Source organism: Pseudomonas sp. p21 (assembly GCF_001642705.1).
Classification (GTDB): domain Bacteria; phylum Pseudomonadota; class Gammaproteobacteria; order Pseudomonadales; family Pseudomonadaceae; genus Aquipseudomonas.
Map to the genome: position 1 here is coordinate 835,632 of NZ_LWBV01000003.1, position 25,636 is coordinate 861,267.

25 protein-coding genes and 2 tRNA genes are annotated in these 25,636 nt (G+C 62.5%); 8 read left to right on the forward strand and 19 right to left on the reverse strand.

The annotated features are described in order from the left end of the window. Positions 1-50: 50 nt before the first annotated feature. From queC to A4C63_RS13260, 16 genes are all read right to left on the reverse strand, one after another. On the reverse strand, positions 51-725 hold the full coding sequence (gene queC, locus A4C63_RS13185; RefSeq protein ID WP_063913014.1) for a 7-cyano-7-deazaguanine synthase QueC: 675 nt from the start codon (positions 723-725) through the stop codon (positions 51-53). A gap of 17 nt (positions 726-742) precedes the next feature. After that, positions 743-1,390, reverse strand: a complete 648-nt coding sequence (gene queE / locus A4C63_RS13190) for a 7-carboxy-7-deazaguanine synthase QueE (RefSeq protein WP_063913015.1) — start codon at positions 1,388-1,390, stop codon at positions 743-745. Positions 1,391-1,550: 160 nt separating this feature from the next. Beyond that, the gene (ybgF, locus tag A4C63_RS13195) at positions 1,551-2,357 is read right to left on the reverse strand and encodes a tol-pal system protein YbgF (RefSeq protein ID WP_063913016.1); all 807 of its coding nucleotides are present in this window, start codon (positions 2,355-2,357) and stop codon (positions 1,551-1,553) included. 6 nt (positions 2,358-2,363) lie between these two features. Next, positions 2,364-2,864: a peptidoglycan-associated lipoprotein Pal gene (gene pal / locus A4C63_RS13200; RefSeq protein WP_015271469.1), complete on the reverse strand. Its 501-nt coding sequence runs from the start codon at positions 2,862-2,864 to the stop codon at positions 2,364-2,366. Positions 2,865-2,918: 54 nt separating this feature from the next. Next, positions 2,919-4,190, reverse strand: coding sequence for a Tol-Pal system beta propeller repeat protein TolB (tolB, locus tag A4C63_RS13205; protein WP_063913017.1), 1,272 nt, complete (start codon positions 4,188-4,190; stop codon positions 2,919-2,921). Between the two features lie 26 nt (positions 4,191-4,216). After that, the gene (tolA, locus tag A4C63_RS13210; protein ID WP_063913018.1) at positions 4,217-5,326 is read right to left on the reverse strand and encodes a cell envelope integrity protein TolA; all 1,110 of its coding nucleotides are present in this window, start codon (positions 5,324-5,326) and stop codon (positions 4,217-4,219) included. Further along, a complete protein-coding gene (gene tolR / locus A4C63_RS13215) occupies positions 5,326-5,778 on the reverse strand; it encodes a protein TolR (protein ID WP_003254760.1) in 453 nt (150 codons plus the stop codon). The genes tolA and tolR overlap by 1 nt, the downstream gene beginning before the upstream one ends. Positions 5,779-5,792: 14 nt before the next feature. Then, positions 5,793-6,488, reverse strand: a complete 696-nt coding sequence (gene tolQ / locus A4C63_RS13220; RefSeq protein ID WP_063913019.1) for a protein TolQ — start codon at positions 6,486-6,488, stop codon at positions 5,793-5,795. A gap of 2 nt (positions 6,489-6,490) precedes the next feature. After that, positions 6,491-6,943 carry a tol-pal system-associated acyl-CoA thioesterase gene (ybgC, locus tag A4C63_RS13225; protein ID WP_015271472.1) on the reverse strand — a complete coding sequence of 151 codons (453 nt, stop codon included), beginning with the start codon at positions 6,941-6,943 and terminating at the stop codon, positions 6,491-6,493. A 125-nt stretch (positions 6,944-7,068) separates the two neighbouring features. Continuing rightward, positions 7,069-8,115, reverse strand: coding sequence for a Holliday junction branch migration DNA helicase RuvB (ruvB, locus tag A4C63_RS13230; protein ID WP_063913020.1), 1,047 nt, complete (start codon positions 8,113-8,115; stop codon positions 7,069-7,071). Beyond that, positions 8,112-8,729 carry a Holliday junction branch migration protein RuvA gene (ruvA, locus tag A4C63_RS13235; protein WP_015271473.1) on the reverse strand — a complete coding sequence of 206 codons (618 nt, stop codon included), beginning with the start codon at positions 8,727-8,729 and terminating at the stop codon, positions 8,112-8,114. Before ruvA ends, ruvB begins: the two co-directional genes overlap by 4 nt. 109 nt (positions 8,730-8,838) lie before the next feature. Further along, on the reverse strand, positions 8,839-9,363 hold the full coding sequence (gene ruvC, locus A4C63_RS13240) for a crossover junction endodeoxyribonuclease RuvC (RefSeq protein WP_004375291.1): 525 nt from the start codon (positions 9,361-9,363) through the stop codon (positions 8,839-8,841). Positions 9,364-9,548: 185 nt separating this feature from the next. Further along, a complete protein-coding gene (locus tag A4C63_RS13245; RefSeq protein ID WP_013973810.1) occupies positions 9,549-10,295 on the reverse strand; it encodes a YebC/PmpR family DNA-binding transcriptional regulator in 747 nt (248 codons plus the stop codon). Positions 10,296-10,409: 114 nt separating this feature from the next. After that, the gene (aspS, locus tag A4C63_RS13250; RefSeq protein ID WP_063913021.1) at positions 10,410-12,185 is read right to left on the reverse strand and encodes an aspartate--tRNA ligase; all 1,776 of its coding nucleotides are present in this window, start codon (positions 12,183-12,185) and stop codon (positions 10,410-10,412) included. Between the two features lie 93 nt (positions 12,186-12,278). Next, positions 12,279-12,500 (reverse strand): FmdB family zinc ribbon protein, encoded by a 222-nt coding sequence (locus tag A4C63_RS13255; RefSeq protein ID WP_003254776.1) that lies wholly within the window; start codon positions 12,498-12,500, stop codon positions 12,279-12,281. A gap of 92 nt (positions 12,501-12,592) precedes the next feature. Beyond that, positions 12,593-12,922 carry a ribbon-helix-helix domain-containing protein gene (locus A4C63_RS13260; protein ID WP_063913022.1) on the reverse strand — a complete coding sequence of 110 codons (330 nt, stop codon included), beginning with the start codon at positions 12,920-12,922 and terminating at the stop codon, positions 12,593-12,595. Between the two features lie 281 nt (positions 12,923-13,203). Between A4C63_RS13260 and A4C63_RS26925 the strand changes: the two genes are divergently transcribed. Further along, on the forward strand, positions 13,204-13,797 hold the full coding sequence (locus tag A4C63_RS26925; RefSeq protein WP_063913023.1) for a cold shock domain-containing protein: 594 nt from the start codon (positions 13,204-13,206) through the stop codon (positions 13,795-13,797). A gap of 211 nt (positions 13,798-14,008) precedes the next feature. Here A4C63_RS26925 and A4C63_RS13270 read toward each other — a convergent pair whose 3' ends face one another. Continuing rightward, on the reverse strand, positions 14,009-14,215 hold the full coding sequence (locus tag A4C63_RS13270; RefSeq protein WP_063913024.1) for a SlyX family protein: 207 nt from the start codon (positions 14,213-14,215) through the stop codon (positions 14,009-14,011). A gap of 1 nt (position 14,216) precedes the next feature. Next, the gene (locus tag A4C63_RS13275) at positions 14,217-14,636 is read right to left on the reverse strand and encodes an HIT domain-containing protein (protein WP_063913025.1); all 420 of its coding nucleotides are present in this window, start codon (positions 14,634-14,636) and stop codon (positions 14,217-14,219) included. Between the two features lie 691 nt (positions 14,637-15,327). Between A4C63_RS13275 and A4C63_RS13280 the strand changes: the two genes are divergently transcribed. The 3 genes from A4C63_RS13280 to A4C63_RS13290 all read left to right on the forward strand — a co-directional run bounded on the left by A4C63_RS13280 (position 15,328) and on the right by A4C63_RS13290 (position 19,443). After that, a complete protein-coding gene (locus A4C63_RS13280; RefSeq protein WP_063913026.1) occupies positions 15,328-16,593 on the forward strand; it encodes an OprD family porin in 1,266 nt (421 codons plus the stop codon). Between the two features lie 160 nt (positions 16,594-16,753). After that, positions 16,754-18,469 (forward strand): proline--tRNA ligase, encoded by a 1,716-nt coding sequence (locus A4C63_RS13285; protein WP_063913027.1) that lies wholly within the window; start codon positions 16,754-16,756, stop codon positions 18,467-18,469. A 20-nt stretch (positions 18,470-18,489) separates the two neighbouring features. Next, positions 18,490-19,443, forward strand: coding sequence for a hypothetical protein (locus A4C63_RS13290; protein ID WP_063913028.1), 954 nt, complete (start codon positions 18,490-18,492; stop codon positions 19,441-19,443). 170 nt (positions 19,444-19,613) lie between these two features. Here the strand turns inward: A4C63_RS13290 and dinB are convergent, their stop codons facing one another. Further along, on the reverse strand, positions 19,614-20,672 hold the full coding sequence (dinB, locus tag A4C63_RS13295; protein ID WP_172827523.1) for a DNA polymerase IV: 1,059 nt from the start codon (positions 20,670-20,672) through the stop codon (positions 19,614-19,616). Positions 20,673-20,892: 220 nt separating this feature from the next. Between dinB and A4C63_RS13300 the strand changes: the two genes are divergently transcribed. The 4 genes from A4C63_RS13300 (at position 20,893) to A4C63_RS13315 (ending at position 25,374) form a co-directional block, all read left to right on the forward strand. Beyond that, positions 20,893-20,969: transfer RNA gene (locus A4C63_RS13300), tRNA-Met, on the forward strand. Positions 20,970-21,103: 134 nt separating this feature from the next. Continuing rightward, a tRNA-Met gene (locus tag A4C63_RS13305) sits at positions 21,104-21,180 on the forward strand. A gap of 259 nt (positions 21,181-21,439) precedes the next feature. Then, the gene (gene mprF, locus A4C63_RS13310) at positions 21,440-24,082 is read left to right on the forward strand and encodes a bifunctional lysylphosphatidylglycerol flippase/synthetase MprF (RefSeq protein WP_063913030.1); all 2,643 of its coding nucleotides are present in this window, start codon (positions 21,440-21,442) and stop codon (positions 24,080-24,082) included. Beyond that, positions 24,082-25,374 (forward strand): virulence factor family protein, encoded by a 1,293-nt coding sequence (locus A4C63_RS13315; RefSeq protein ID WP_063913031.1) that lies wholly within the window; start codon positions 24,082-24,084, stop codon positions 25,372-25,374. Before mprF ends, A4C63_RS13315 begins: the two co-directional genes overlap by 1 nt. Positions 25,375-25,636 lie beyond the last annotated feature (262 nt).

A 25,636-nucleotide genomic window follows, 5' to 3' on the forward strand; every position in this document is an offset into this window, starting at 1 on the left:
GCGTATAATACTGATTTCTAACGGGAAATCAACACCCCATCAAAGTTTTTTCAAAAATATCGCGTCGGGTCTGCGACACCGGCTGCCTTGAAGCCGTCGGCACGCAGGCGGCAGCTGTCGCATTTGCCGCAGGCACGGCCGTCATCATCGGCCTGGTAGCAGGAAACGGTCAGGCTGTAGTCCACGCCGCGGGCCATGCCGGCCTGTACGATCTGCGCCTTGCTCATGTTCTGCAGCGGCGCCTGGATGCGGAAGCCCTGCCCTTCGACACCGGCTTTGGTTGCCAGGTTGGCCATGCGCTCGAAGGCTTCGACGAACTCTGGGCGGCAATCGGGGTAGCCGGAGTAATCCACGGCATTGACGCCAATGAAGATGTCACGGGCATCCAGTACTTCTGCCCAGCCCAGGGCCAAGGACAGGAACACGGTGTTGCGCGCCGGCACGTAGGTAACCGGGATGCCTTCACCCGGGGTTTCAGGCACGTCGATACTGCTGTCGGTCAATGCCGAGCCGCCGATACCGTTCAGGTTCAGGCCAATCACCTTGTGCTCGACCACGCCCAGGTCGCGGGCAACGCGGGCAGCGGCGTTCAGTTCGGCGCGGTGGCGCTGGCCGTAGTCGAAACTCATGGTGTAGCAGCTGTAGCCTTCGGCCTTGGCCATGGCGACCACGGTGGCCGAGTCCAGGCCGCCGGACAACAGGATTACTGCGCGTTTGTCGGTCATGTGTGCTTGCTCCTCAATCAACGTCCGGGTTCGTCGTTCCACAGCAGCTTGTGCAGCTGCAGCTGGAAGCGTACGGGCAGGTTGTCGGCGACGATCCAGTCCGCCAGGTCGCTGGCGTTCACCTGGTGGTGGCTGGGCGAGAACAACACCTCGCCGGCACGCTCGGCCAGGTTGTACTGGATCAGCTTGGAGACCGCCCAGTCGTAGTCCTCACGGGAACAGATGACGAACTTGACCTGATCGTTGCGGGTCAGCTGCTCGATGTTCTCGTAGCGGTTACGGTGCGACTCTTCGGAGCCTGGGGTCTTCAGGTCGACCACGCGGCTGACGCGGGTGTCGGTGCCGGCAATATCCAGCGCGCCGCTGGTCTCCAGCGACACCTCGTAACCGGCGTCACACAGGCGCTGCAACAGCGGCAAGGCATTAGGCTGTGCCAATGGCTCGCCACCGGTGACGCAGACGTAGCGCGGCTTGAAGCCGGCGACCTGCTCAAGGATCGAATCGAGGGTGCGAAGGGTACCGCCACTGAAGGCATAGGCACTGTCGCAGTACTGGCAGCGCAGGGGGCAACCGGTGAGGCGCACAAATACCGTGGGCAACCCGGCCGTTCGCGTTTCACCCTGCAAAGAGTAAAAGACTTCGGTGATGCGTAATGTGTCTTGCATGCTCGCCACGGGCGTGACAGCTAAACAGGCTGCCCGCCTCCGTCAGGCACTGTCGCGGACTCGACATAGCGTTATCCGCAGCAGCGTGTTTACGAAAAAAGGGCAGTGATTCTAACGAAAAAACCCGCGACAGGCGCGGGTTTCTTTCAAACGGTACTGCTTACAGCTTCTGCAGGTCACGCTGGGCCAGTTGCGCGGCCGAGGTGCCGGGATACTGGGTGATGACCTGCTGCAGGATACCCTTGACCTTGTCGGTGTGGCCCATGCGGCGCTCGACGTCGGCCAGCTTGTACAGCGAATCCGGCACCTTGCTGTGCTTCGGATACTTCTGGCTGACCTGGGCAAAGGCCTGGCTGGCGGCCGGCAGGTCGCCCTTGGCCAGGTTCACTTCACCCAGCCAATACTGGGCATTGCCGGCGTACTGGCTGTTGGGGTACTTGCGCAGGAAGGCGTTGAACGCCTGGCTGGCCTTGTCGAAGTCTTTCTGCTTGATCAGGTCGAAAGCGGCATCGTAATAGAGCTTTTCTTTCGCCGGATCACCGGGCTCGCTACTGGCGGCCGGTTGTTGCGCAGCAGCACCTGCTGCTGCATCGGGGGCGGCACTGGATGCACCACCACCGGAGGAATTGTCAGGGGTCGCGGCAGGCGCGGCGCCACTGTTGATGCGACGGTCCAGGTCCTGGTAACGCTCCAGGTTTTCCTGCTTCATGCGCGACACATCGTTCTGCAGCTCTTCGATGATGCCTTGCTGGCGGGAAAGCTGATCCTGCATCTGTTGCAGCTGCATGAACAGCTGGCCCTGTGCAGAGGCAGGGGCCGAAGCCCCCGACCCGGCATAGGCGCCGCTCGTGCCATAACCCGCAGGCGGATAACTGCCTGCGTTGTCATCAATTACAGGGACCTCAGCCCAGGCCGCGAGCGGCAGGCTGAGTGCGAGGACGGTTACTACACGGCGGCACATACGCATAAGAACTTACTTACGCAGTTCTACGCGACGGTTCTGAGCCCAGGACTGCTCGTCGTTGCCAGTAGCAACCGGACGCTCTTCACCGTAGGAGACCAGTTCCAGCTGAGCAGGGGAAACGCCCTGCAGAACCAGGTAGCGCTGAACGGCCTTGGCACGACGCTCACCCAGAGCCATGTTGTACTCGCGGGTGCCGCGCTCGTCGGTGTTGCCTTCCAGGACAACGCGGTTGCCGTTGGCTTTCAGGTCCTTGGCGTGAACGTCCAGAGCGCGCATGGCTTCTGGCTTCAGGTCCGAGCTGTCGTATTCGAAGTAGAAGGTGGTGATTGCGCGCAGGGCAGCTTCTTCGCTCAGGGAGCCGTCAACAGCGCCAGCGTTGGCACCGTAGCCAGCGTTCGGATCTACAGCAGCGCCTTCGCCTGCGTTGTCACCGCCCTTCGAGGAGCAACCTACAGCTACGGCCATGGCCAGAGCCAGCGCAGCAAATTTACCAAACTTCAGCATTTCCATCGTGAAACTCCTAATGAAACCCCAGTGTGTTAAGCAAAAATTATTACGCCGCAATCAGTTCAGGTAAGGGGACCAGGACGGTTCTCTGACTTCGCCTTGAGCGGTAGGAAGTGGGAGCCTCACGCGGCCATTAAGCGACACGAGCATCAAGACTCCCCGGCCCTGCTGGCGGGTGGCGTAGATTAGCATGGTGCCGTTTGGCGCAACAGTGGGAGACTCATCAAGACTCGTTTCCGAGAGAATCTTTACACTTCCGCGTTGCAAATCCTGGGCCGCAACTTTGAAGTTGGTGAAGCCCTGCTGGCGATGGATCATCACCAGAGTCTTTTCGTCCGCCGACAGTTTCGGGTTGGCGTTGTAGTTACCCACGAACGTTACACGCTCGGCGCCACCGCCACCGACCGACTGCTTGTAGATCTGCGGCTTGCCGCCACGGTCGGAGGTGAAGTACAGGGTGTTGCCATCCTTGCCCCAGAACGGCTCGGTGTTGATGCCCGGGCCGGCGGTGACACGGCTGATCTGGCGCGACGCCACGTTCATCACGTAGATGTCCGGGTTGCCGTCCTTCGACAGCACGAACGCCAGGCGCGAGCCGTCCGGCGACCAGGCTGGCGCGCCGTTCAGGCCTTCGAAGTTGGTGACCTGCTCGCGGCGACCGGTATCGATGTGCTGGACGAAGATGCGCGGACGCTTCTGCTCGAACGAGACATAGGCGATGCGCTTGCCATCCGGTGCAAAGCGTGGCGACAGGATCGGTTCACGCGATTGCAGCAGGGTGACCGCACGTGCACCGTCGTAGTCCGAACGCTGCAGGGTATAGCGGGTGTTGTTGGTGGAGAAACGCTCGGCCGTCACGTACAGCATGCGGGTGGAGAACGCACCCTTGATGCCGGTGAGCTTCTCGAACGACTGGTCGGAAATGTAGTGCGCCATGTCGCGCAGCTGGTCGACGCTGCCCGCCACGCTACCGGTCAGCACTTGCTGCTCGGTGGCGACGTTGAACAGCGCGTACTGCACCTGCAGGCGACCGCCCGACGGCACGATGCTGCCGACCATCACGTACTGCGCGCCCAGCGCTTTCCAGTCACGGAAGATCACTTCGCTGGCCTGCGACGGCTGGCTGATCATGTTCTGCCGCGGAATCGGCGAGTAGTAGCCGGAGTTGCGCAGGTCGTTGCCGATGATGTCGGCCATGTCTTCCGGCAGCACGCTGCCGCCCTGCAGACCAAACGGCACTACCGCGATGGGCGTGGCCCGGTCGCTGCCGCTGGTGACCAGGATGTTCTTTTCCTCTGCCACGGCCATGCCTGCCACGCAGCACAGCATGACCAGCAGTCCTCTCAGACGTTTAATCACAACGCTAGATCCTCAGGTGTAAATGTCATCTTGAACGAACGATATTGGTTGAAATCGCTCGGCTTCATACCCTGCATCTCGGTCAAACGACCAATGTTCTTCACCGCAGCCACCGCCGAACTGTCGTACGGGCCGTCACCACTGGACCGGGCCACGCTGACGTTGGTGATGGTACCGTCCGGCAACATGTTGATCTGCAGGACCACCGTCATGCCCTTGCGCGCGGAAGGCGGACGCGCCCAACCCTCGGCCGCGCGCAAGCGGATCAGGTCGTCGAAGTCGCCAGCCACCTGGTCACCCTGCTCGTCGGCCAGCGCCTGCTGCCGTTCGGTGGTGTCGGACAACAGCTCGGCCAGGGCCTGGGCTTTCTTGTCTTCCGCCGCCTTGCGGGCCGCTTCCTGTGCCTTTTTCTTCTGGGCGTCTGCAGCGGCCTTTTTCTTGGCCTCTTCAGCTGCCTTTTTCTTCGCTTCCTCGGCCGCCGCTTTCTTCTTGGCGTCCTCGGCAGCTTTCTTCTTGGCCTCTTCGGCTGCCTTTTTCTTGGCGTCCTCGGCGGCTTGTTTCTTCGCCTCTTCAGCGGCCTCTTTCTTGGCCTCTTCTTCGGCTTTTTTCTTGGCTTCTTCTTCGGCCTTCTTCTTGGCGATGTCGGCCTGCTGCTTCTCGGCAGCCTTCTTCGCCTCTTCGGCCTTCTTGGCTTCGGCGGCTTTCTTGGCCTCGGCAGCCTTGGCGGCTTCGGCCGCTGCCTCGGCTTTCTTGGCTTCGGCGGCCTCGCGGGCCTCTTCGGCCTTTTGAGCGGCGTCGGCTTTCTTTTGTTCCGCGGCCTTCACGGCCTCCTGCTCGACCTTCTTCTGTTCCAGCTGCTCGACCTCGGTCTGGCGCGAAGCGGTTTTCTTCGCTTCCCCGGCAATCTTCTGATTGGTCTGGGTGGTCGCCTGGCTCTTGGACTTGAGCTGGTACAGGGTAGCCTGGACGATCGGCTTGGATGGCGGCAGCTCAGGCGTCATGGCAAAACTGACGAACAGCAGGGCGAACACCAGCACATGCAGGCCGATGGCCCAGACACTGGGCCAGAAGTAGCTTTCCGAGGCGGATGGCTCTCGCTGTTGCATCAGGGCGCCTCGGTAATCAGGCCAACGTTACCGACACCGGCCTTCTGCAACCCGCCCATGGCACCCATGACCGCGCCATAGTCGACAGCCTTGTCGCCACGAATGAACACCTGGGTCTGCTTGCCCTGGTCACGGCCGGCGGCAATGATCTTGGTCACCGCGTCGGTCATGGCAGGCAAGGTCATGGCCTTGTCCATCTGCTTGTCGGTATCGACTTCGCTGCCGAGGTTCCAGTAGTAGGTCTTGTCAGCCTTGATGGAGATGGTGAGGATCTGGACGTTGTTGTCCTGCGGCAAGGCTTCACTGGAAACCTTGGGCAGGTCTACCTTCACGCCCTGGTTGAGCATGGGCGCCGTCACCATGAAAATGACCAGCAGTACCAGCATCACGTCGATGTAGGGCACCACGTTCATCTCGGCGACGGGCTTGCGTTTGTGGCGAACTCGGGCCATGGGCTTCTACCTGATTACTCTTCGCTGGTGTGCACTTTGCGGTGCAGGATCGCCTGGAACTCGTCGGCGAAGGTGTAGTAACGGCCGATCAGTACTTCGCTGCGGGCCGAGAAGCGGTTGTAGGCAATGACCGCCGGGATCGCCGCGAACAGGCCGATGGCGGTGGCGATCAGCGCTTCGGCGATACCCGGGGCAACCGTGGCCAGGGTGGCCTGCTGGGCGCTGGCCAGGCCGCGGAAGGAGTTCATGATGCCCCATACGGTACCGAACAGGCCGATGTACGGGCTGGTCGAACCGACGGTGGCCAGGAACGGCAGGCTCTGCTCGAGTTTTTCTTCCTCGCGCGAGATGGCTACGCGCATGGCACGGGCAACACCCTCCATGACCGCGTCCGGGTCAACGCCCGACTGCTGGCGCAGGCGCGAGAATTCCTTGAAGCCGGCACGGAAGACCTGCTCGACACCGGAATCCGGGTCCGGGTTGCTGCCTGCCTGGCGGTACAGCTTGGACAGGTCGATGCCCGACCAGAAGCGCTCCTCGAAGGCATCCAGCGCACGACGACCGGCGCGCAGCATGGTGCTGCGCTGAAAGATCATGATCCATGAGGTGACCGAGGCGGCCACCAGGATCAGCATTACCAGCTGTACCAACACGCTGGCATTGCTGACCAGACTCCACATGGAGGTATGGTCGACGACGTTAGCTTCCACGCTTATTCTCCTGCATTCGATTGAGTACCCGAGCCGTCCGCCGCAAAGGCGTCGCGCAGCTCCGGGGGTATGGCTCGGGGTTTGAAAGTGTCGGCGCGCACGGCGGCCACCAGGAACTGCCCTTCGCAGAGCAGCGTTTCATCCTTTTCCCGCCAGACCTGCTGCACGAAGCGCAGGCTGGCGCGATTGAGTTCAAGTACTTGCGCGGTGACCCGCAGCTCGTCGTCCAGCCGCGCCGGCGCGTGATAGCGCGCTTCGCTGGAGTGGACCACGAACAGCAGGTTGTCTTCGGCCAGTTGCGCCTGGGAAAAGCCCAGGTGCCGCAGCCGCTCGGTACGCGCGCGCTCCATGAATTTCAGGTAATTGACGTAATACACCACGCCACCGGCATCGGTATCCTCGTAATAGACACGACAACGGTGTGCGAACGGTTCCAGGCCATTTTGCGCGCGCATACTCTAGTGCTTACTCCTCAGCTTGCCAATCCGCTGTGGCAACTGTTTTTTCTTCATTAATGTCTTATTGCCAGCGCACCCTAGGCATGCCAGCGGTAGGACCACGAAAAGCCGTTTTCGATCTGTCACTCATCGCCTGCTTCGGAAAAATCCCCACCCTCCCCCAGGCGCCCGGGCACGTTCAGGCCAAAGTGCAGGTAGGCATGCCGGGTGACCACGCGGCCGCGCGGCGTGCGCATGATGTAGCCTTGCTGGATGAGGTACGGCTCGAGCACGTCCTCGATGGTGTGGCGCTCTTCGCTGATGGCTGCCGCCAGGTTGTCCACGCCGACCGGTCCACCGTCGAACTTCTCGATCATGGTCAGCAGCAGGCGGCGGTCGGAGTGATCGAAACCGCGCTCGTCGACATCCAGCAGGTTGAGCGCCATGTCGGCCACGGCCTTGGTGATCTGGCCCTTGCCGCGCACCTCGGCGTAGTCGCGCACGCGGCGCAGCAGGCGGTTGGCGATACGAGGCGTGCCGCGGGCCCGGCGAGCGATCTCGTAGGCCCCCTGGTCTTCGATGGCCAGGCCGAGGATGCCGGCCGAACGGCTGACGATGGTGGCCAGGTCCTTGTCGCTGTAGAACTCCAGGCGCTGGACGATACCAAAGCGGTCCCGCAGCGGGTTGGTGAGCATGCCGGCACGGGTGGTGGCGCCTACCAGGGTGAACGGTGGCAGGTCGAGCTTGATCGAACGGGCCGCTGGCCCTTCGCCGATCATGATGTCGAGCTGGAAGTCCTCCATCGCCGGGTACAGCACTTCTTCGACGACCGGTGACAGCCGGTGAATCTCGTCGATGAACAGCACGTCGTGCGGTTCGAGGTTGGTCAGCATGGCCGCGAGGTCGCCCGGGCGCTCAAGGATCGGCCCCGAGGTACTCTTGACCGACACGCCCATTTCATGGGCGATGATGTTGGCCAGGGTGGTCTTGCCAAGGCCGGGCGGCCCGAAGATCAGCGTATGGTCGAGCGATTCGCTGCGGCCACGGGCAGCCTGGATGAACAGTGCCATCTGCTCGCGCACCACCGGCTGGCCGATGTACTCGTCCAGCCGCAGCGGGCGGATCGCACGGTCCTGGACTTCTTCACGGTCGCGGCCACTGGCGGCGATCAGGCGGTCGGCTTCGATCACTTGGTAATCATCCCTTTCAGGCTGCGGCGGATCAGTTCTTCACTGCTCAAGCCGGCCTTGTCCTTGATCGCGGCGATCGCCTTGCTGGCTTCCTGCGGCTTGTAGCCGAGCGAAACCAGGGCGCTGACTGCATCGGCTTCGGCTGTGGATGCGCTGGCGACCGGCAGCGGCCCGTCGGAGACCAGGGTGAACATGGCCGGGGAGGTTTCCCAAGCCTTGAAGCGGTCCTTGAGCTCGACCAGCAGGCGTTCGGCGGTCTTCTTGCCGACACCGGGCACGCGCACCAGGGCCGAGGTGTCCTGGGCCTGCACGCAGCGCACCAGTTCGTCCACTTCCAGCCCGGACATCAGCGCCAGGGCCAGCTTCGGCCCTACGCCGTTCAGCCGGATGAGCTCGCGGAACAGCTCGCGCTCGCGCTTTTCGGCAAAACCGTAGAGCAGGTGAGCGTCCTCGCGCACCACCAGGTGGGTGTGCACGGTTACGGGTTCGCCCACCTTGGGCAGACGGTACAGCGTGGTCATGGGAACTTCCAGTTCGTAACCCACACCGTTGACGTCGATAATCAGGTGCGGCGGCTGTTTTTCCGCCAGGGTGCCGCGCAAACGTCCAATCACGTTCCGATCCTTCCTCTCGGGGAGCCGGTCAAAGACCGCTCAACCCTATCAGCAAATGCAGCGGGTGAACGCATCACCCGAACAAAATATGTATCAGCGCATGAAGCGCCTACAGACGCAAGCGCCCTCCACGTCGCCGCGCCGTCGCCAGGCCATGCGGCACCAGGCTGGAGCGGGTGTGGGCGTGGCACAGGGCGATGGCCAGGGCATCGGAGGCGTCGATCTGTGGCTTCTGCGTCAGTTTCAGCAGGTGCATGACCATCATCATCACCTGCTCCTTGTTGGCTCCGCCGGTACCGGCTACCGCCTGCTTGACCTGAGTGGCGCTGTATTCGGCGATTTCCAGGCCGGCTTCGGCGGCGGCGACGATGGCCGCGCCACGGGCCTGCCCGAGCTTGAGCGCCGAGTCAGCGTTGCGGGCCATGAACACCCGCTCGATGCCCATGGTTACCGGGCCGTGCTGGGCGATGATTTCACCCACGCCACGAAAGACGATCTGCAGCCGCTCGTGCAGCTCGCCGCTGCCGGTGCGAATGCAGCCCGACGCCACGTACTCGCAACCACGGGCGGTCTGGCGTACCACGCCATAGCCGGTGATGCGCGAACCGGGGTCGATACCAAGAATCAGAGTCATAGTGCCTGTCAATAAATTGATGCATCTGTGCAAACTGTACCGGCCCTTTCGCGAGTAAACCCGCTCCCACAGGTACTGCACCGACACTGAATGTGGTGCAGTACCTGTGGGAGCGGGTTTACCCGCGAAAGGGCCGGTACAGGCGCTGACAAACTTGAAGAACTGGCATGGATAGCCAGGACACCTTAGCCGAGGTTTTCCATGATCTCGTCGGAAATCTGGGCATTGGAGTAGACGTTCTGCACGTCATCCAGGTCTTCGAGCATGTCGATCAGTTTGAGCACCTTTTCGGCACCGTCCTGGTCGAGTTCGGCGCTGGTGGTCGGCTGCATGACGATTTCCGCGTCAGCGGCCTTGAAGCCCGCCTCTTCCAGGGCATTACGCACGGCATAGAAGCTGTTGAACGAGGTAAACACGTCGAACGAGCCGTCGTCGTTGGCCACCACGTCATCGGCATCGGCTTCCATCGCTGCCTCCATCAACGCGTCTTCCTCCACGCCCGGGGCAAAGCTGATCTGCCCCTTGCGCTCGAACAGGTAGGCCACCGAACCGTCGGTGCCCAGGTTGCCACCACACTTGGTGAAGGCATGACGCACGGCGGCGGCGGTACGGTTGCGGTTGTCGGTCATGGCCTCGACCATGATCGCCACGCCACCCGGGCCGTAACCTTCGTAGCTGAGCTCCTCGACGTTGTCACTTTCGTTGGTACCAGCACCACGGGCCACGGCGCGATCGATGATGTCGCGGCTCATGTTGGCGCCCAGGGCCTTGTCCAGCGCCAGGCGCAGGCGCGGGTTGGAGGCCGGGTCAGCACCGCCCTGCTTGGCGGCGACCGTCAGCTCGCGGATCCACTTGGTGAAGATCTTGCCTCTCTTGGCATCCTGGCGCTCTTTGCGGTGCTTGATGTTTGCCCACTTGGAATGACCAGCCATAACGACTCCGAATCCTTTGACTCACAAACAGCCCCGCCCCTGTACGGGGCGGGACGGGAAATTGCCTGCGCCGAAACGCAAAGGCGCATCCATGTGGATGCGCCCGGGGACTGCTTACTCGACCTTGGTCTGTTCGCGCAGCCGGATGTGCAGCTCGCGCAGGGCCTTGGCGTCGACCATGCCTGGGGCCTGGGTCATGACGCACGCGGCGCTCTGGGTTTTCGGGAAGGCGATCACTTCACGGATCGACTGGGCGCCGGTCATCAGCATGACCAGGCGGTCCAGGCCGAAGGCCAGGCCACCGTGAGGCGGTGCACCGAACTTCAGGGCGTCGAGCAGGAAGCCGAACTTCTCTTCCTGTTCTGCCGCTTCGATGCCCAGCAGGCGGAACACGGCCTGTTGCATCTCCTTGCGGTGGATACGGATCGAACCGCCACCCAGCTCGGTACCGTTCAGGACCATGTCGTAGGCACGCGACAGAGCGGTGGCCGGGCTGGCCTCGAGCTCTTCCGGGGTGCACTTCGGCGCGGTGAACGGGTGGTGCAGCGCGGTGAAGCTGCCGTCTTCGTTCTCTTCGAACATCGGGAAGTCGACCACCCACATCGGTGCCCACTCGCAGGTCAGCAGCTCGAAGTCGTGGCCCAGGCGGATACGCAGCGCGCCCAGGGCTTCGCTGACCACCTTGAACTTGTCGGCACCGAAGAACACGATGTCGCCGTCAACGGCGCCAACGCGGTCGAGGATGGTGTTGAGGTTGGCCTCGGGGATGTTCTTGACGATCGGCGACTGCAGGCCTTCGACGCCCTTGGCGCGCTCGTTGACCTTGATGTAGGCCAGGCCCTTGGCACCGTAGATGCCGACGAACTTGGTGTACTCGTCGATCTTGCTGCGCGGCATGCTGGCGCCGCCTGGCAGGCGCAGGGCGGTAACGCGGCATTTCGGATCGTTGGCCGGGCCGGCGAACACCTTGAAGTCGACGTCCTTGAGCTGGTCGGCAACGTCGACCAGTTCCAGCGGAATGCGCAGGTCCGGCTTGTCGGAGCCGTAGCGGCGCATGGCCTCTTCGAAGGTCATGTGCGGGAATTCGCCGAATTCCAGGTCCAGCACTTCCTTGAACAGCTTGCGGATCATGCTTTCGGTCAGGCCCATGATCTCGCTTTCATCGAGGAAGCTGGTCTCGATGTCGATCTGGGTGAATTCCGGCTGGCGGTCGGCACGCAGGTCTTCGTCACGGAAGCACTTGGCGATCTGGTAGTAGCGGTCGAAGCCGGCGACCATCAACAGCTGCTTGAACAGCTGTGGCGACTGCGGCAGGGCGAAGAAGCTACCGGCGTGGGTACGGCTAGGCACCAGGTAGTCACGCGCGCCTTCCGGGGTGGCACGGGTCAGGATCGGCGTCTCGACGTCGAGGAAGCCGTTTTCGTCGAGGAAGCGACGAATGCTGCTGGTGATGCGCGAACGCAGGCGCAGCTTGTCGGCCATTTCCGGGCGACGCAGGTCGATGAAGCGGTAGCGCAGGCGGGTTTCCTCGCCGACGTCGGAGTATTCGTTCAGCGGGAACGGCGGGGTTTCCGCTTCGTTGAGCACGTTCAGCTGGTAGCCGAGGATCTCGATGGCACCGGAAGCCATGTTGGCATTCACCGCACCTTCAGGGCGCTTGCGGACCTTGCCGGTGATCTGCACGACGTATTCGCTGCGCACGCGGTCGGCAGCGGCGAAGGTTTCGGCGCGATCCGGGTCGAACACGACCTGGGCCATGCCTTCGCGGTCACGGATGTCGAGGAAGATCACCCCGCCGTGGTCGCGGCGACGATGGACCCAGCCGCAAAGGGTGACTTCCTGGCCGTCCAGGCTCTCGTTCAGTTGGCCGCAATAATGGCTGCGCATCATGATGGTGGTTTCGCTTCTCGTGATTCGTGTATTCGGTGGAGGCCTTGGCCGCCCGGAGGGCTAATACTGCAAGACCCGGTCACAGCATTCAACTCAGTCGGCCTTGTCGCCGCCTGCCAGATTCTTTTTCGCCCCGGTCTTGAAGTCGGTTTCGTACCAACCGTTACCGCTCAGGCGGAAGCCTGGCACCGACAGCAGCTTCTTCAGCGCCGGCGCCTGGCAGGCCGGGCAATCGGTCAGCGGCGCGGCGCTGATCTTCTGCAGCACTTCCATGCGGTGCTCGCAGGATGCACATTGATAGTCATAAAGGGGCATGGGTGTCTCTCGTCAACCACAACGCTGGCTGCCGGGGCAGCAAAAAGCGGGATTATATATGGTTAGCAAGCACTGCGCAGCCCGCCAGGCGATCAGCGCGCACTTGGCGGGTCCTGAAGCCAGGCGACGCAGATCACCCGGATCAGCCCGCTGAAGTTGCGCACCCCACCCTGGCGCAGGTGCACTTCGCGGTCCACATAGGACAGCACCGCGCTGACCGAGCAACGGTTGGCCGCGGCGATGCGCTCCAGGATGCCCCAGTAGACGGCCTCCAGCCGCAGACAGGTGGAAAAGCCGTTGAGCCGCACCGAGCGTGACACGGGCTGTGTCTGCAACATGTCGAAATCCGCCTTGAACGGATCGATGCACTGTTTTCCCGGCCAGCGCCCCTGGCCAGCCACACGTTTGCTCGCTTGCATCATGCGCCACACTTCCTCGTCACAGGTACCAGGTGGCCTATGAAGCGCTGACGGGCGTGGTTAAAGCAGCGGCAAAATGTTCCTGCACAAGCTGCATTACCCACCGCGAAGCCTGCGGTTTGAGTAGCCTGCGGCTTTACTGTTAAATAGGCATGGTGCCACCCGTGCAGACTGTCATTGCCGGGTGCATAGGCTGGCCTGTCACGTGTTCGCGCTCTACACCTCATGCGCACCGTGCCGCCAGCTCTTCCTGTGATCGGCCTTATCAACTGTGAGCCAACCCCATGTTCAAGATCGTCCATCTGGTGACGGGCGTGGCAGCCTTGCTGCTATCGCTCATTCCCAGCCTGAAAACCGATGCAACACCCTTCCTTCAACAACCCGATGCGGTCTACCTGGCCCTGCTCGGCCTGCTCAACCTGGTACTGGCCCCAGTCGTGCCACTGTACTACCGCGGCGCGCGGCAGCAGCTACAGCACCTGGCCTGCGCCCTGCTGGTGGTGGCCGTTGTGTTGCAGACCCTGACGCTGCTGGCCCGCCCGGAAATGGGCAACCTGGCCGCCCTGGTCTGCGCGGCGCTAGCCGTGGCCGTGCACCTGGCCGTGGGCTTTGCCCGCAACCCGCGCAAGGCACGCGCCAGCCAGCACGCGGCGCAGGATGCCGGCAATCGGGATACCGGTACCGTGAAGTGGTTCAACACATCCAAAGGCTTCGGCTTCATCTCCCGCGACTCGGGCGATGATATCTTCGTGCACTTTCGCGCCATTCGCGGTGAAGGCCACCGCATCCTGGTCGAAGGCCAGCGCGTGGAGTTTTCCGTGATGCACCGCGACAAGGGCCTGCAGGCCGAGGATGTGGTTGCGGTAACCCGCCGCTGATTCCATTTGCAGAAACCACCTCTTGTGGGAGATAGCCCAGCCCTTTGGGCTGCGCTGTCGCGCAGACAACTGAAATTGCAAGTAATCCGCGTACCCTGTGGGAGCGGGCATGCCCGCGAAGAATCCAACGCGGTGCATGGCACCGGCTTTGCCGGTGTTCGCGGGCATGCCCGCTTCCACAAGGTTGTGTGCATTCAGCGGAATATGTGCATCAATAATGAGGCGGCGGCGCCTCGTCCCCTTCGCTGCCGTACTGGCCAACCATCTCTTCGTAACGCTTGATCAACTCGGCCATCTGCAACTGCAGCCGTTCGATCACCCGCCCCTGCTCGACCACCACGTCATTCAGCGCCTGGATGGTGTCATCCTGGAACGCCTGGCGGGTTTCCAGTTCGACCACTCGCAATTCAAGCGACATGTCAGGCCTCCTGGTAACCGGCGAGTTGCAGCCCGCGCAGGCGCTGGCGAATGGCTTGCACCTGCTGGTCGGTGTAGGCCACTGCCGGGCACTTGCCCCACACCGGTGCCGGCCAGGCGGCGTCGTCGCGCTGACGCACGATCACGTGCATGTGCAACTGGCTGACCACATTGCCCAAAGTGGCCACGTTCATCTTGTCGGCGCTGTAGCTGGCTTTCAGCGCTTCGGCCAGGCCGGTGGTTTCCTGCCACAACTGCTGCTGCTCCGCAGCATCGAGCTCGAACAGTTCGCTGATGCCGGCGCGTTTGGGCACCAGGATGAACCACGGATAGTTGGCATCCTTGCTCAGCAGCAACTGGCACAGCGCAAACTCCCCCAGCACCAGGGAATCCTGCTGCAAACGCGAATCGAGGACGAACACGGCATATCTCCTTCAGGCAGAACCAACCCGCTTCACGCGGAAAACAGGCCTGCAAGGATACCTTGCACGTTCCCGGTAACACAGCGCTACTTTTCGCACCAAAATGAGGCCGCCGGCACACCTCTCACCACACTTGCCCCCCACAGGTGACGCTGCATGAACAAGTTGCGGTAACACATTGACTTTCATGACAGCTTTTCAATTTTTAATGATTCTCGACATCAATACGCCATCAGACAGCTTCCGCCCCGTGTTTACGGCACTTTCCGACCCCCGGTAGCAGGTTTTGTGAAAATTTCATGAAGCGTTGCGAATTTTGAGCACGCTTGTTGCATTCCTTTCACGCCAAGTCGGCACGACATCTGCAATGGCAGCTGTACGCGACAAATAACAACAGCGGCATTGGTTACCAGGGAGTTTCCTCAACCGGAATCGGTAGTTACAGATTCATTACGGTGACAGGAACAGCGCTGGGGTTGTACGGCCCTTAAACCGGGGCGTGATTTGCGACATGGAAATACCTAGAAGCGACATGGTGAAAAAGTTCCGAAAAGGATGTTTATACCCATATCGCCAACAACAGTCTGCGTGCTATACATTTTCGCCGACATAACAAGAAAGAGCTGCCCCATATAACTAAAAGACTTGGACGCAGCGGTACTCTTCCTAAAAACCAAAGGAGCAAATCACGATGCGCGTGATGAAGTGGAGCATGATCGCCCTGGCCGTTGCGGCAGGGACCTCGCAGTTGGCATTGGCCTCTTCCCAGGACGAGTCCAAAGGTTTCATCGAAGACAGCAAGCTGAACGTCAAGACCCGCATGCTGTACTTCAGCCGTGACTTCCGTAACAACGAAGGCGGCCAGAGCCGTCGCGAAGAAACCGGCCTGGGCTTCCTCGGCACCTTCGAGTCCGGCTTCACCCAAGGCACCGTGGGTGTGGGTGTCGATGCCATCGGCATGCTCGGCCTGAAACTGGACAGCGGCAAGGGCCGCGCCGGTACCGGCCTGTTCCCGACCGGCTCCGACGGCCGTTCGCAGGATGACTACTCCAAGGGCGGCGGCGCGGTCAAGTTCCGCATCTCCGACACCGTGCTGAAAGTGGGTGACCAGTTCACCGCACTGCCGGTCTTCGCCACTGACGACAGCCGCCTGCTGCCGGAAATCGCCCAGGGCACCCTGATCACCAGCAACGAGATCGAGGGCCTGACCCTGCACGCTGGTCACTTCACCAGCCTGACCGCTCAGGAACAGACCAACCGCGACAGCTTCGGCCTGAAGGAAGCCAACGTGGTCGGTGGTACCTACGCCTTCACCGACAACCTCAGCACCAGCCTGTACTACTCGAAGGTTGAAGACTTCTGGCGCAAATACTACGCCAACGTCAACTGGGCACTGCCGATCTCCGACAAGCAAGGCCTGGTGTTCGACTTCAACATTTATGACACCAAGAGCGAAGGTTCGGCCGAGTACCGCGCGTTCGATGGCGACAAGCTGGACAACCGCGCATTCAGCCTGTCGGGCGCTTACAACATTGGCGCTCACACCTTCACCCTGGCCTACCAGAAAGTTACCGGCGACGGCGACTATGGCTATGGTATCGACGGTGGCGGCACCATCTTCCTGGCCAACTCCATTGCCCGTTCCGACTTCAACGCCGAAGACGAGAAATCCTGGCAGGCTCGCTACGACCTGAACTTCGCCGAATACGGCATTCCGGGCCTGACCTTCATGACCCGTTATGTACACGGTACCGACGCCAACGTCGCCAGCACCAGCAACGGCAAGGAATGGGAACGCGACGTAGATATCAAGTACGTACTGCAGAGCGGCCCGGCGAAAGACCTGAGCTTCCGCGTGCGTCAAGCTACCTACCGCTCTTCCGATGGCACCTACTACGATTCCCCGTCGATCGACGAACTGCGCCTGATCGTGGAGTACCCGCTGAGCATCCTGTAAGCCTGGCTTGCAGTGCCCCGCACCTGAAAGAGCCCGGCGATCACGCCGGGCTTTTTCTTGGCTGACAAGTGTCACGCCCTGGGGCATCCTGTACGCCTTCGTTTCGCCCCCGTACAATGCGGGGTCATTTCAATGTCTTAGGCAATCGACACGGCTCACCATGCGCACCAGTCAATATTTGCTCGCCACCCAGAAAGAAACCCCTGCCGACGCAGTGGTCATCAGCCATCAGCTCATGCTGCGTGCCGGCATGATCCGCAAACTGGCCTCCGGCCTGTACACCTGGCTGCCGATGGGCTTGCGGGTGATGCGCAAGGTCGAGGCCGTGGTGCGTGAGGAAATGAACGCCGCCGGCGCCCTGGAAGTGCTGATGCCCAGCATCCAGCCCGCCGAACTGTGGCAGGAATCCGGCCGCTGGGAACAGTACGGCCCCGAGCTGCTGCGCCTGAAAGACCGCCACCAGCGCGACTTCTGCGTCGGCCCGACCCACGAAGAAGTCATCACCGACCTGGCCCGCAACGAGCTGTCCAGCTATAAACAGCTGCCGCTCAACATGTACCAGATCCAGACCAAGTTCCGTGACGAGATCCGCCCGCGCTTCGGCCTGATGCGCGGCCGCGAGTTCATCATGAAGGACGCCTACTCGTTCCATGCCGACCAGGCTTCCCTGCAGGAAACCTACGACCGCATGCATCAGGCGTACAGCAACGTGTTCACCCGCCTGGGCCTGGACTTCCGCCCAGTACAGGCTGACACCGGCTCTATCGGTGGCAGCTACTCGCACGAGTTCCACGTACTGGCCGAGTCCGGCGAAGACGACGTGATCTTCAGCGACAGCTCCGACTACGCCGCCAACATCGAGAAGGCCGAGGCCATCCCGCGCGAAACCGTGCGCCCAGCCCCTACCGAGGAGCTGCGCCTGGTCGACACACCGAACGCCAAGACCATCGCCCAGCTGGTGGAAAACTTCGGCCTGCCGATCGAGAAAACCGTCAAGACCCTGATCGTGCGCGGCGCCGAGGAAGGCAAGCTGGTTGCCCTGGTGGTACGTGGCGACCACGAGCTGAACGAAATCAAGGCGGCCAAGCTGGAACAGGTTGCCGACCCGCTGGTCATGGCTACCGACGCCGAGCTGCGCGAGGCCATTGGTGCCGGCGCCGGCTCGCTCGGCCCGCTGAACCTGCCGCTGGAATGCGTGATCGACCGTTCGGTTGCCCTGATGAGCGACTTCGGCATTGGCGCCAACATCGACGACAAGCACTACTTCGGCGTGAACTGGGAGCGCGACCTGCCGGTTCCACAGGTCGCCGACCTGCGTAACGTGGTCGAAGGTGACCCAAGCCCGGACGGCCAGGGTACCCTGGTGATCAAGCGCGGCATCGAAGTGGGCCACATCTTCCAGCTCGGCACCAAGTACAGCGAGGCGCTGAAGTGCCAGGTGCTGGGCGAGAACGGCAAGCCGGTAACCCTGTCCATGGGCTGCTACGGCATCGGCGTGTCCCGCGTGGTCGCCGCTGCCATCGAGCAGAGCTACGACGACAAGGGCATCATCTGGAACGACGCCCTGGCCCCGTTCCAGATCGCCCTGGTACCGCTGCGCTACGAGACCGACGTGGTTCGCGAGGCGACCGACAAGCTGTACGCCGAGCTGACTGCTGCCGGCTACGAAGTGCTGCTGGACGACCGTGACAAGAAGACCAGCCCAGGCATCAAGTTTGCCGACATGGAGCTGATCGGTATCCCGCACCGCATCGTCGTCAGCGATCGCGGCCTGGCCGAAGGCAACCTGGAGTACAAGCACCGCACCGAGCAAGACGCCCAGCCATTGCCGCTCAATGAAGTGCTGACCTTCCTGCAGGCCCGCGTTCGCCGCTGATAACCAATGCACGAGTGATCATGTTCAAGCGAAGTACCTTTCCCCTGGGGGGCGCCGCACTGTGCGGCGCCCTGCTCGTCAGCGGCTGCGCCAACCAGATGTCCCAGCGCAGCGACCATGAGGAGCGCATCGAGCGCAAACTGCTCGAGCACACCCTGCAGATCGATGTCGGCGAGCCGAAGGTGATGGAGCTTCCGCAGCGACGTGTGCGGGTGCATGAGCAGAAGCGCTTCGAAGTCACCGAGTTCGAAGTCACCCGCAGCTATGACCGCTACACGCCTTACCAGCCCTGGCGGGAGATCTACGAGATCCCGCTGGGTGCGGTGGCGGTAGTAGCGGGCGTCGGTGCCAACGTGGTCAACGTCTTTGCCCTGGGCAACCTGCCGGAAAGCATCACCCACGACTGGCTCAGCTACGGCGTGGACGGGCTCAACCCGTTCATGAACGTGCCGTCCAACGGTCGTGCCCAGCAGAACCTGGCCGGGATCAGCGAAGTGCAGAAAGGCAAGCGCGAGGAATCTACCAGCGTGCCCTGGAGCGAGCGCCTGGTCGAGGTCAAGGCCGGCAAGATGACCCACGAGCTGACCACCGACAGGAACGGCGTGCTGCGCCTGAACCTGCTCGACAGCCCGTTCTCCGAGCAGAACCTCAACCACATCGGCACACTGCACCTGCAGGTGCTGGACGAGGACAACGCGGTACGTGGCGATGCCAGCCTGCTGGTCAGCGCCACCCTGCGCAACAAGCTGCTCGAAGCCCATGAACTGATCTTCGATGACCTGGAAGATGACGATGTCGGCCAATGGGTACACCGGGTCAAGCGCTTGTCCGAACTGGGCCTGGAAGAGGAAGCCAGTGAAATGGAACAGAGCCTGATCGAACTGACCCGCAACGACCCGGAGCTGCAACAGGAGTTTCTGCAGTCGCTGACCAAGGCCACTGGCCGGTTGGTGGCTGATCCGGGCGTGCAGTAACTGCTGCGGGGCAACGCATCCCCCCTGTGGGAGCGACCTTGTGTCGCGAAAGGGCTGCAAAGCAGCCCCGACAATTGATGCATCATTGCTGAAATCCTGGGGCCGCTACGCGGCCCTTTCGCGACACAAGGCCGCTCCCACAGGGGGCCGTGCAGCCAGGCCCAGGCCATTTATTGAGGCGGGAACAGCTCCAGCTGCTCATGCGCCCCGCGCAAGTCGCGCAACCTTACGCCTACCCCCAGCAAGCGCACCGGCTTGCCACCACGGGCAAACGCCTGCCCCAGCAACTGTCGATAACTCTCCAGGTCCCTGCCCGCCCCCGCCTGCTCCATGGTGGTCTGGCTAAAGTCATGGAACTTGACCTTGACGAAGGGTTTTTCCGGCCGGTAACTGCTGTCCATGCGGGCAATACGCTCGTTCAGGCTTTCCAGTAGCTCGGGTAGCCGTGCCAGGCAACTGGCCAGGTCCGGAAGGTCGGTGTCGTAGGTGTTTTCCACACTGACCGACTGCCGGCGGCTGTCATTGTGCACCGCACGCTCATCGATACCCCGCGCCAGCCCCCACAAACGCTCGCCAAAGCTGCCAAACTCGCGCACCAGCGCCAGACGCGACCATTCGCGCAGTTCCAGGCAGGTTTCGATACCCAGCCGTGCCAGCTTGTCTGCCGTTACCTTGCCCACCCCGTGCAACCTGGCCACCGGCAGGGCGGCGACGAACGCCTCCACTTCGCCCGGGGTAATCACGAACAGGCCATTGGGCTTGCGCCAGTCACTGGCGATCTTGGCCAGGAACTTGTTCGGCGCCACACCGGCCGAGACGGTTATATGCAGGGTGCGGGCGACGCGCCGGCGAATATCCTCGGCAATGCGCGTGGCGCTGCCGGAATACCACTGGCTGTCGCTCACATCCAGGTAGGCCTCGTCCAGCGACAGCGGCTCGATCAACTCGGTGTAGTCGCGGAAGATCGTGTGGATTTCCCGCGAGGCCTCACGGTAGGCCTCGAAGCGCGGCTTGACGATCAGCAAGTCCGGGCACAGCTTCAGCGCATGCCGCGACGACATGGCCGAACGCACGCCGTAGGCACGCGCTTCATAGTTGCAGGTAGCGATCACCCCACGGTGGTCCGGCGAGCCCCCCACCGCCATGGGCCGCCCGGCCAGGCGCGGGTCGTCACGCATTTCGATCGCGGCATAGAAGCAATCGCAGTCGACGTGGATGATCTTGCGCAAGGACATGGATGACCGTCAGCACTGTAAATTCATACAGATAGTATCGCATGCACCCTCGGGCTATGCAGCCTGTACGCGGCATTGCTCGATAATCGGCCTGAAAGCCCCGTCGCGCCTGAGCTGCGCGCCATATTCAAACGCTAAGAGTTTGAACAGGAAAGGTTTTTTCAGAAAAAAGCTTGACACCCACGGGTAAATCCGTAGAATTCGGTCTCACAGGCGCGGGATGGAGCAGCCTGGTAGCTCGTCGGGCTCATAACCCGAAGGTCGTCGGTTCAAATCCGGCTCCCGCAACCAGATTCGAGAAAAGGCCACTGTTAACGCAGTGGCCTTTTTCTTTTGCGTCAAATAAAGCATTCGTAGAAATATTAAAAAAATCAACGACTAGCGCTTGACACCCATTCTGGAAACTGTAGAATGCGCCCCACTGACGCGGGATGGAGCAGCCTGGTAGCTCGTCGGGCTCATAACCCGAAGGTCGTCGGTTCAAATCCGGCTCCCGCAACCATATTCGTCAGAACAAACCCCGCCTGTGTAACAGCAGCGCGGGGTTTGTTGTTTTACCCCCCTGCTTTTCGTCGCCCCCTACTCCCCCACCCTCCAGCCAACCCGCAGGCTTGAGAGGTCGTGCCCAGGATGAACTATCTTTAACCCTGCCAGGCCGCTGCAAGCGCCTGATGCCGGAGTAACATTGGATACGTTTTCCTAAGGGACTTTCACTTGGCCACACCTTCCCCTCACCTCGCGCTGCATGCCCGGGGCAATCCATGACTTCGCACAACCCTGAACCCCCGGTGCCGCTTGCCTCGGCGCTACCCGGTGCCGTGCAACGCCTGCCCTTGCTCGAACGCTTGAGCCGCTACCGCCAGCCCATCGGCCTGGTGGTGACCCTGGTGTTGTTCACCATGGCCTTGATTGCCTGTCGTCACCTGCTGAGCGAGCTGGACATCTACGCCTTGCATGATGCCATGCTCAGCGTACCGGCCCAGTCGCTACTCGGTGCCTTGCTGGCAACCGTGCTCGGTTTCGTGATCCTGTTGGGTTACGAGTGGTCGGCCAGCCGCTATGCCGGTGTGCAACTACCGACGCGCAGCCTGGTGCTGGGCGGCTTCAGCGCCTTTGCCATCGGCAACGCCATCGGCCTGTCGATGCTTTCGGGCGGTTCGGTGCGCTACCGCCTGTATGCACGCCAGGGGGTGGGCGCAGGTGAAGTTGCACGGATGACCGTTTTTGCCAGCCTGTCACTGGGCTGCGCGCTGCCGCCCCTGGCCGCCTTGGCGACCTTGAGCGACCTGCCGGCAGCCTCGGCCGCGCTGGGTTTGGCACCTGGCTTGCTGGCGGGTATCGCCACAGCCGTGCTGCTGGTGTGCAGCGTGTTGGTATTCGGCCTGTACCGCCGGCGCCTGGCTGAACAACCACTGGCCAATAACCTGCTGGTACAGCTGGGCCGCCGCACACTGCGCCTGCCGGGCGCACGCCTGGCCGCCCTGCAATTGCTGATCACCGCACTGGATGTCGCCGCTGCCGCCACGGTGCTGTACCTGCTGCTGCCCGAAGCACCGCCATTCGGTGCCTTTGTCCTGGTGTACCTGCTGGCCTTGGCTGCAGGTGTGCTCAGCCATGTACCGGGCGGCGTCGGGGTGTTCGAAGCGATCCTGCTGGCGGCTTTTGCCGACCAGCTCGGCGCGGCGCCGTTGGCAGCGGCCCTGCTACTTTATCGGCTGATCTACGTGGTGCTGCCGCTGCTGCTGGCCTGCGTGTTGCTGCTGGCTAACGAAGCCAGGCGCCTGCTGTTCGCGCAACAGGCTATCAAGGCCGCGTCCGGGCTGGCCGCGCCGATCCTGTCGATCCTGGTATTCCTGTCCGGGGTGGTGCTGCTGTTCTCCGGGGCCACGCCCGAGATCGACACACGCCTGGAGCACATGGGCTTTCTGGTGCCGCACCGCCTGATCGATGCCTCGCACTTCGGTGCCAGCCTGATCGGCGTGCTGTGCCTGCTGCTGGCCCAGGGCCTGCGCCGGCGCCTGTCCGCCGCCTGGCTGCTGACCACGGTACTGTTGCTGGTCGGCGCCTTGCTGTCGCTGCTCAAGGGCTTCGATTGGGAAGAAGCCTGCCTGCTGACCCTCACTGCCACCCTGCTCGCGCTGTTCCGCCGTTCCTTCTACCGCCCCAGCCGCTTGCTCGAGTTGCCATTCTCGCCGGTGTTTCTGGTTGCCAGCGCCTGTGTGGTCGGCGCATCGATATGGCTGTTGCTGTTCGCCTATCAGGATGTGCCCTACAGCCATCAGCTGTGGTGGCAGTTCACCCTCGATGCCGACGCCCCGCGTGGCCTGCGCGCCGCCATGGGCAGCGCCTTGCTGCTGGCGGCCGTGGCCCTGACCTGGCTATTGCGCACGGCACCGCCTGTGATCCACCTGCCCGACGAAGAGGAGCTGCGGCGTGCCAACCGCATTCTGCTGGCCTCCGACCAGCCCGATGGCGGCCTGGCCCTGACCGGCGACAAGGCGCTGCTGTTCCACCCTCGCGACAACGCCTTCCTCATGTACGCCCGTCGCGGCCGCAGCCTCGTGGCCCTGTACGACCCGATCGGCCCGGCCCAGGAGCGCGCCGAGATGATCTGGCAGTTCCGTGACCTGTGCGATCTGCACCATGCCCGCCCGGTGTTCTACCAGGTGCGCGCCGAGAACCTGCCGTTCTACATGGACATCGGCCTGACCGCGCTGAAGCTGGGCGAAGAAGCCCGGGTCGACCTGCGCCGCTTCGACCTCGAAGCCAAGGGCAAGGAGATGAAGGATCTGCGCTACACCTGGAACCGCGGTGGCCGTGACGGTTTGAGCCTGGAAATCCACGAACCCGGCCATGCCCCGCTGGCAGAGCTGAAGGAAATTTCCGATGCCTGGCTCGGCGGCAAGAACGTGCGCGAGAAAGGCTTCTCGCTGGGGCGCTTCAGCCCTGAATACCTGCAGCACTTCCGTATTGCCCTGATCCGCTTCCAGGGCCGCCCGGTGGCTTTCGCCAATCTGCTGGAAACCCATGGCAACGAACTGGCCAGCCTCGACCTGATGCGCGCGCACCCCGAGGCCCCGAAGCTGACCATGGAATTCATGATGATTGGCCTGATCCTGCATTACAAAAGCAATGGCTACGCCCGCTTCAGCCTGGGCATGGTGCCGCTATCCGGCCTGCAGCCGCGGCGTGGCGCGCCCTTGACCCAACGCCTGGGCTCGATGGTGTTCCGCCGTGGCGAGCAACTGTACAACTTCCAGGGGCTTCGACGCTTCAAGGACAAATTCCAACCGGACTGGGAACCCCGCTACATGGCCGTGCCGGCCGGGCTCGACCCGCTGGTGGCACTGGCCGACACCGCCGCCCTGATCGCAGGCGGCCTGACTGGATTGGTGAAACGTTGATGACCCGACGCTTTTGGCTGTACCTGCTGGTTCCCCTGCTGTTGGCCACCCTGGGAGGTGCGCTGGCATTCTGGCTGTGGACGCGCCCGGCTCCCGAGGCACGCCTGGAACAACTGAGCATCGATGACACCCGCATCACCCGCGTGACCCCAGGCGTGCACCCCAAGGCCCGGGTGGCCATCGGTGTACCCCAGGACCAGGCGCTGACCGACAGGCAGCTGCTGGACCTTGCCCAGGCCGGCGAAGCGCAGCTGGTGCAGGTGATCCTGCCGCCCAACGATTGCAGCAAGCAGCAACAGGCCCTGGACCAAGCCCTGGGCCAGCTGTCGGAGAAACCGACCTTGGTCGCTGGTATCGGCCCTGGCGCCGCCCAGGCCTGGCGCTGGCTGGCCAGCCAGAACAACGACAAGGCGCGGGCGATTTCCGTGGACTTCAGCCTGGAACAACCCGGCTGCCCGGCTCCGCTGCCGAAGTCGGCCGCCCATGGCCACTGGAACGTCGCCTGGAACGACAACCCGGATGACGCCAGCGCCGCCTTCGTGCGCGACCAGGCCAATGCCGAAACCAGCATCAGCGACTACGACATCCACCTGCCACAAGTGCTCAAGGCCCAGCTGACCCAGGCCCTGGTTGGCCACGACGGCAACGCCCTGGCCATCCCGGTGGTCGAAGTGCCAGCCGGGCAGACCACCGACACGGTTACCCTGTTCCTTTCTGGTGATGGCGGCTGGCGTGACCTGGACCGCGACGTGGCCGGGGAAATGGCCAAGCTGGGCTACCCGGTGGTGGGCATCGACACGCTGCGCTACTACTGGCAGCACAAGACCCCGGAACAAAGCGCCGCCGACCTGTCCGAGCTGATGCAGCACTACCGGCAGAAGTGGGGCACCAAGCGCTTCGTGCTGACCGGCTATTCGTTCGGTGCCGACGTGCTGCCGGCGATCTACAACCGCCTGCCGGCCGAGGACCAGCAACGGATCGACGCGGTGATGCTGCTGGCCTTTGCCCGCAGCGGCAGCTTCGAGATCGAAGTCGAGGGCTGGCTGGGCAAGGAAGGCCAGGAAGCCCCAACCGGGCCGGAAATGGCCAGGCTGCCGGCGTCCAAGGTGGTGTGCGTGTATGGTGTGGAAGAGGCCGACGAGAGCGGTTGCACCGACAAGACTGCGGTGGGTGAACGCCTTAAGCTGCCGGGTGGGCACCACTTCGACGAAAACTACCCGGCACTGGCCAAGCGCTTGATTGGCGAGATCGAGACGCGCCAGGGCAAGTCCAGCGTGGCTGAGCAGAACTGATAGGACCTTGCGACCCATTCGCGGGTAAACCCGCTCTCATAGAACTGCACATAACTCATTGAATTAGCGGGAACTCTGTGGGAGCGGCTTTAGCCGCGAACACCGGCGCAGCCGGTGCCATGCACCGCGTTGGATTCTTCGCGGCTAAAGCCGCTCCCACAGGGTACGAGGATCGCTTGCGAATTCAGTTATCTGCGCGACAGCGCAGCCCAAGGGGCTGGGCAATCTCCCACAGGTACAGCGCAAGCTTTGAAAGCTATGC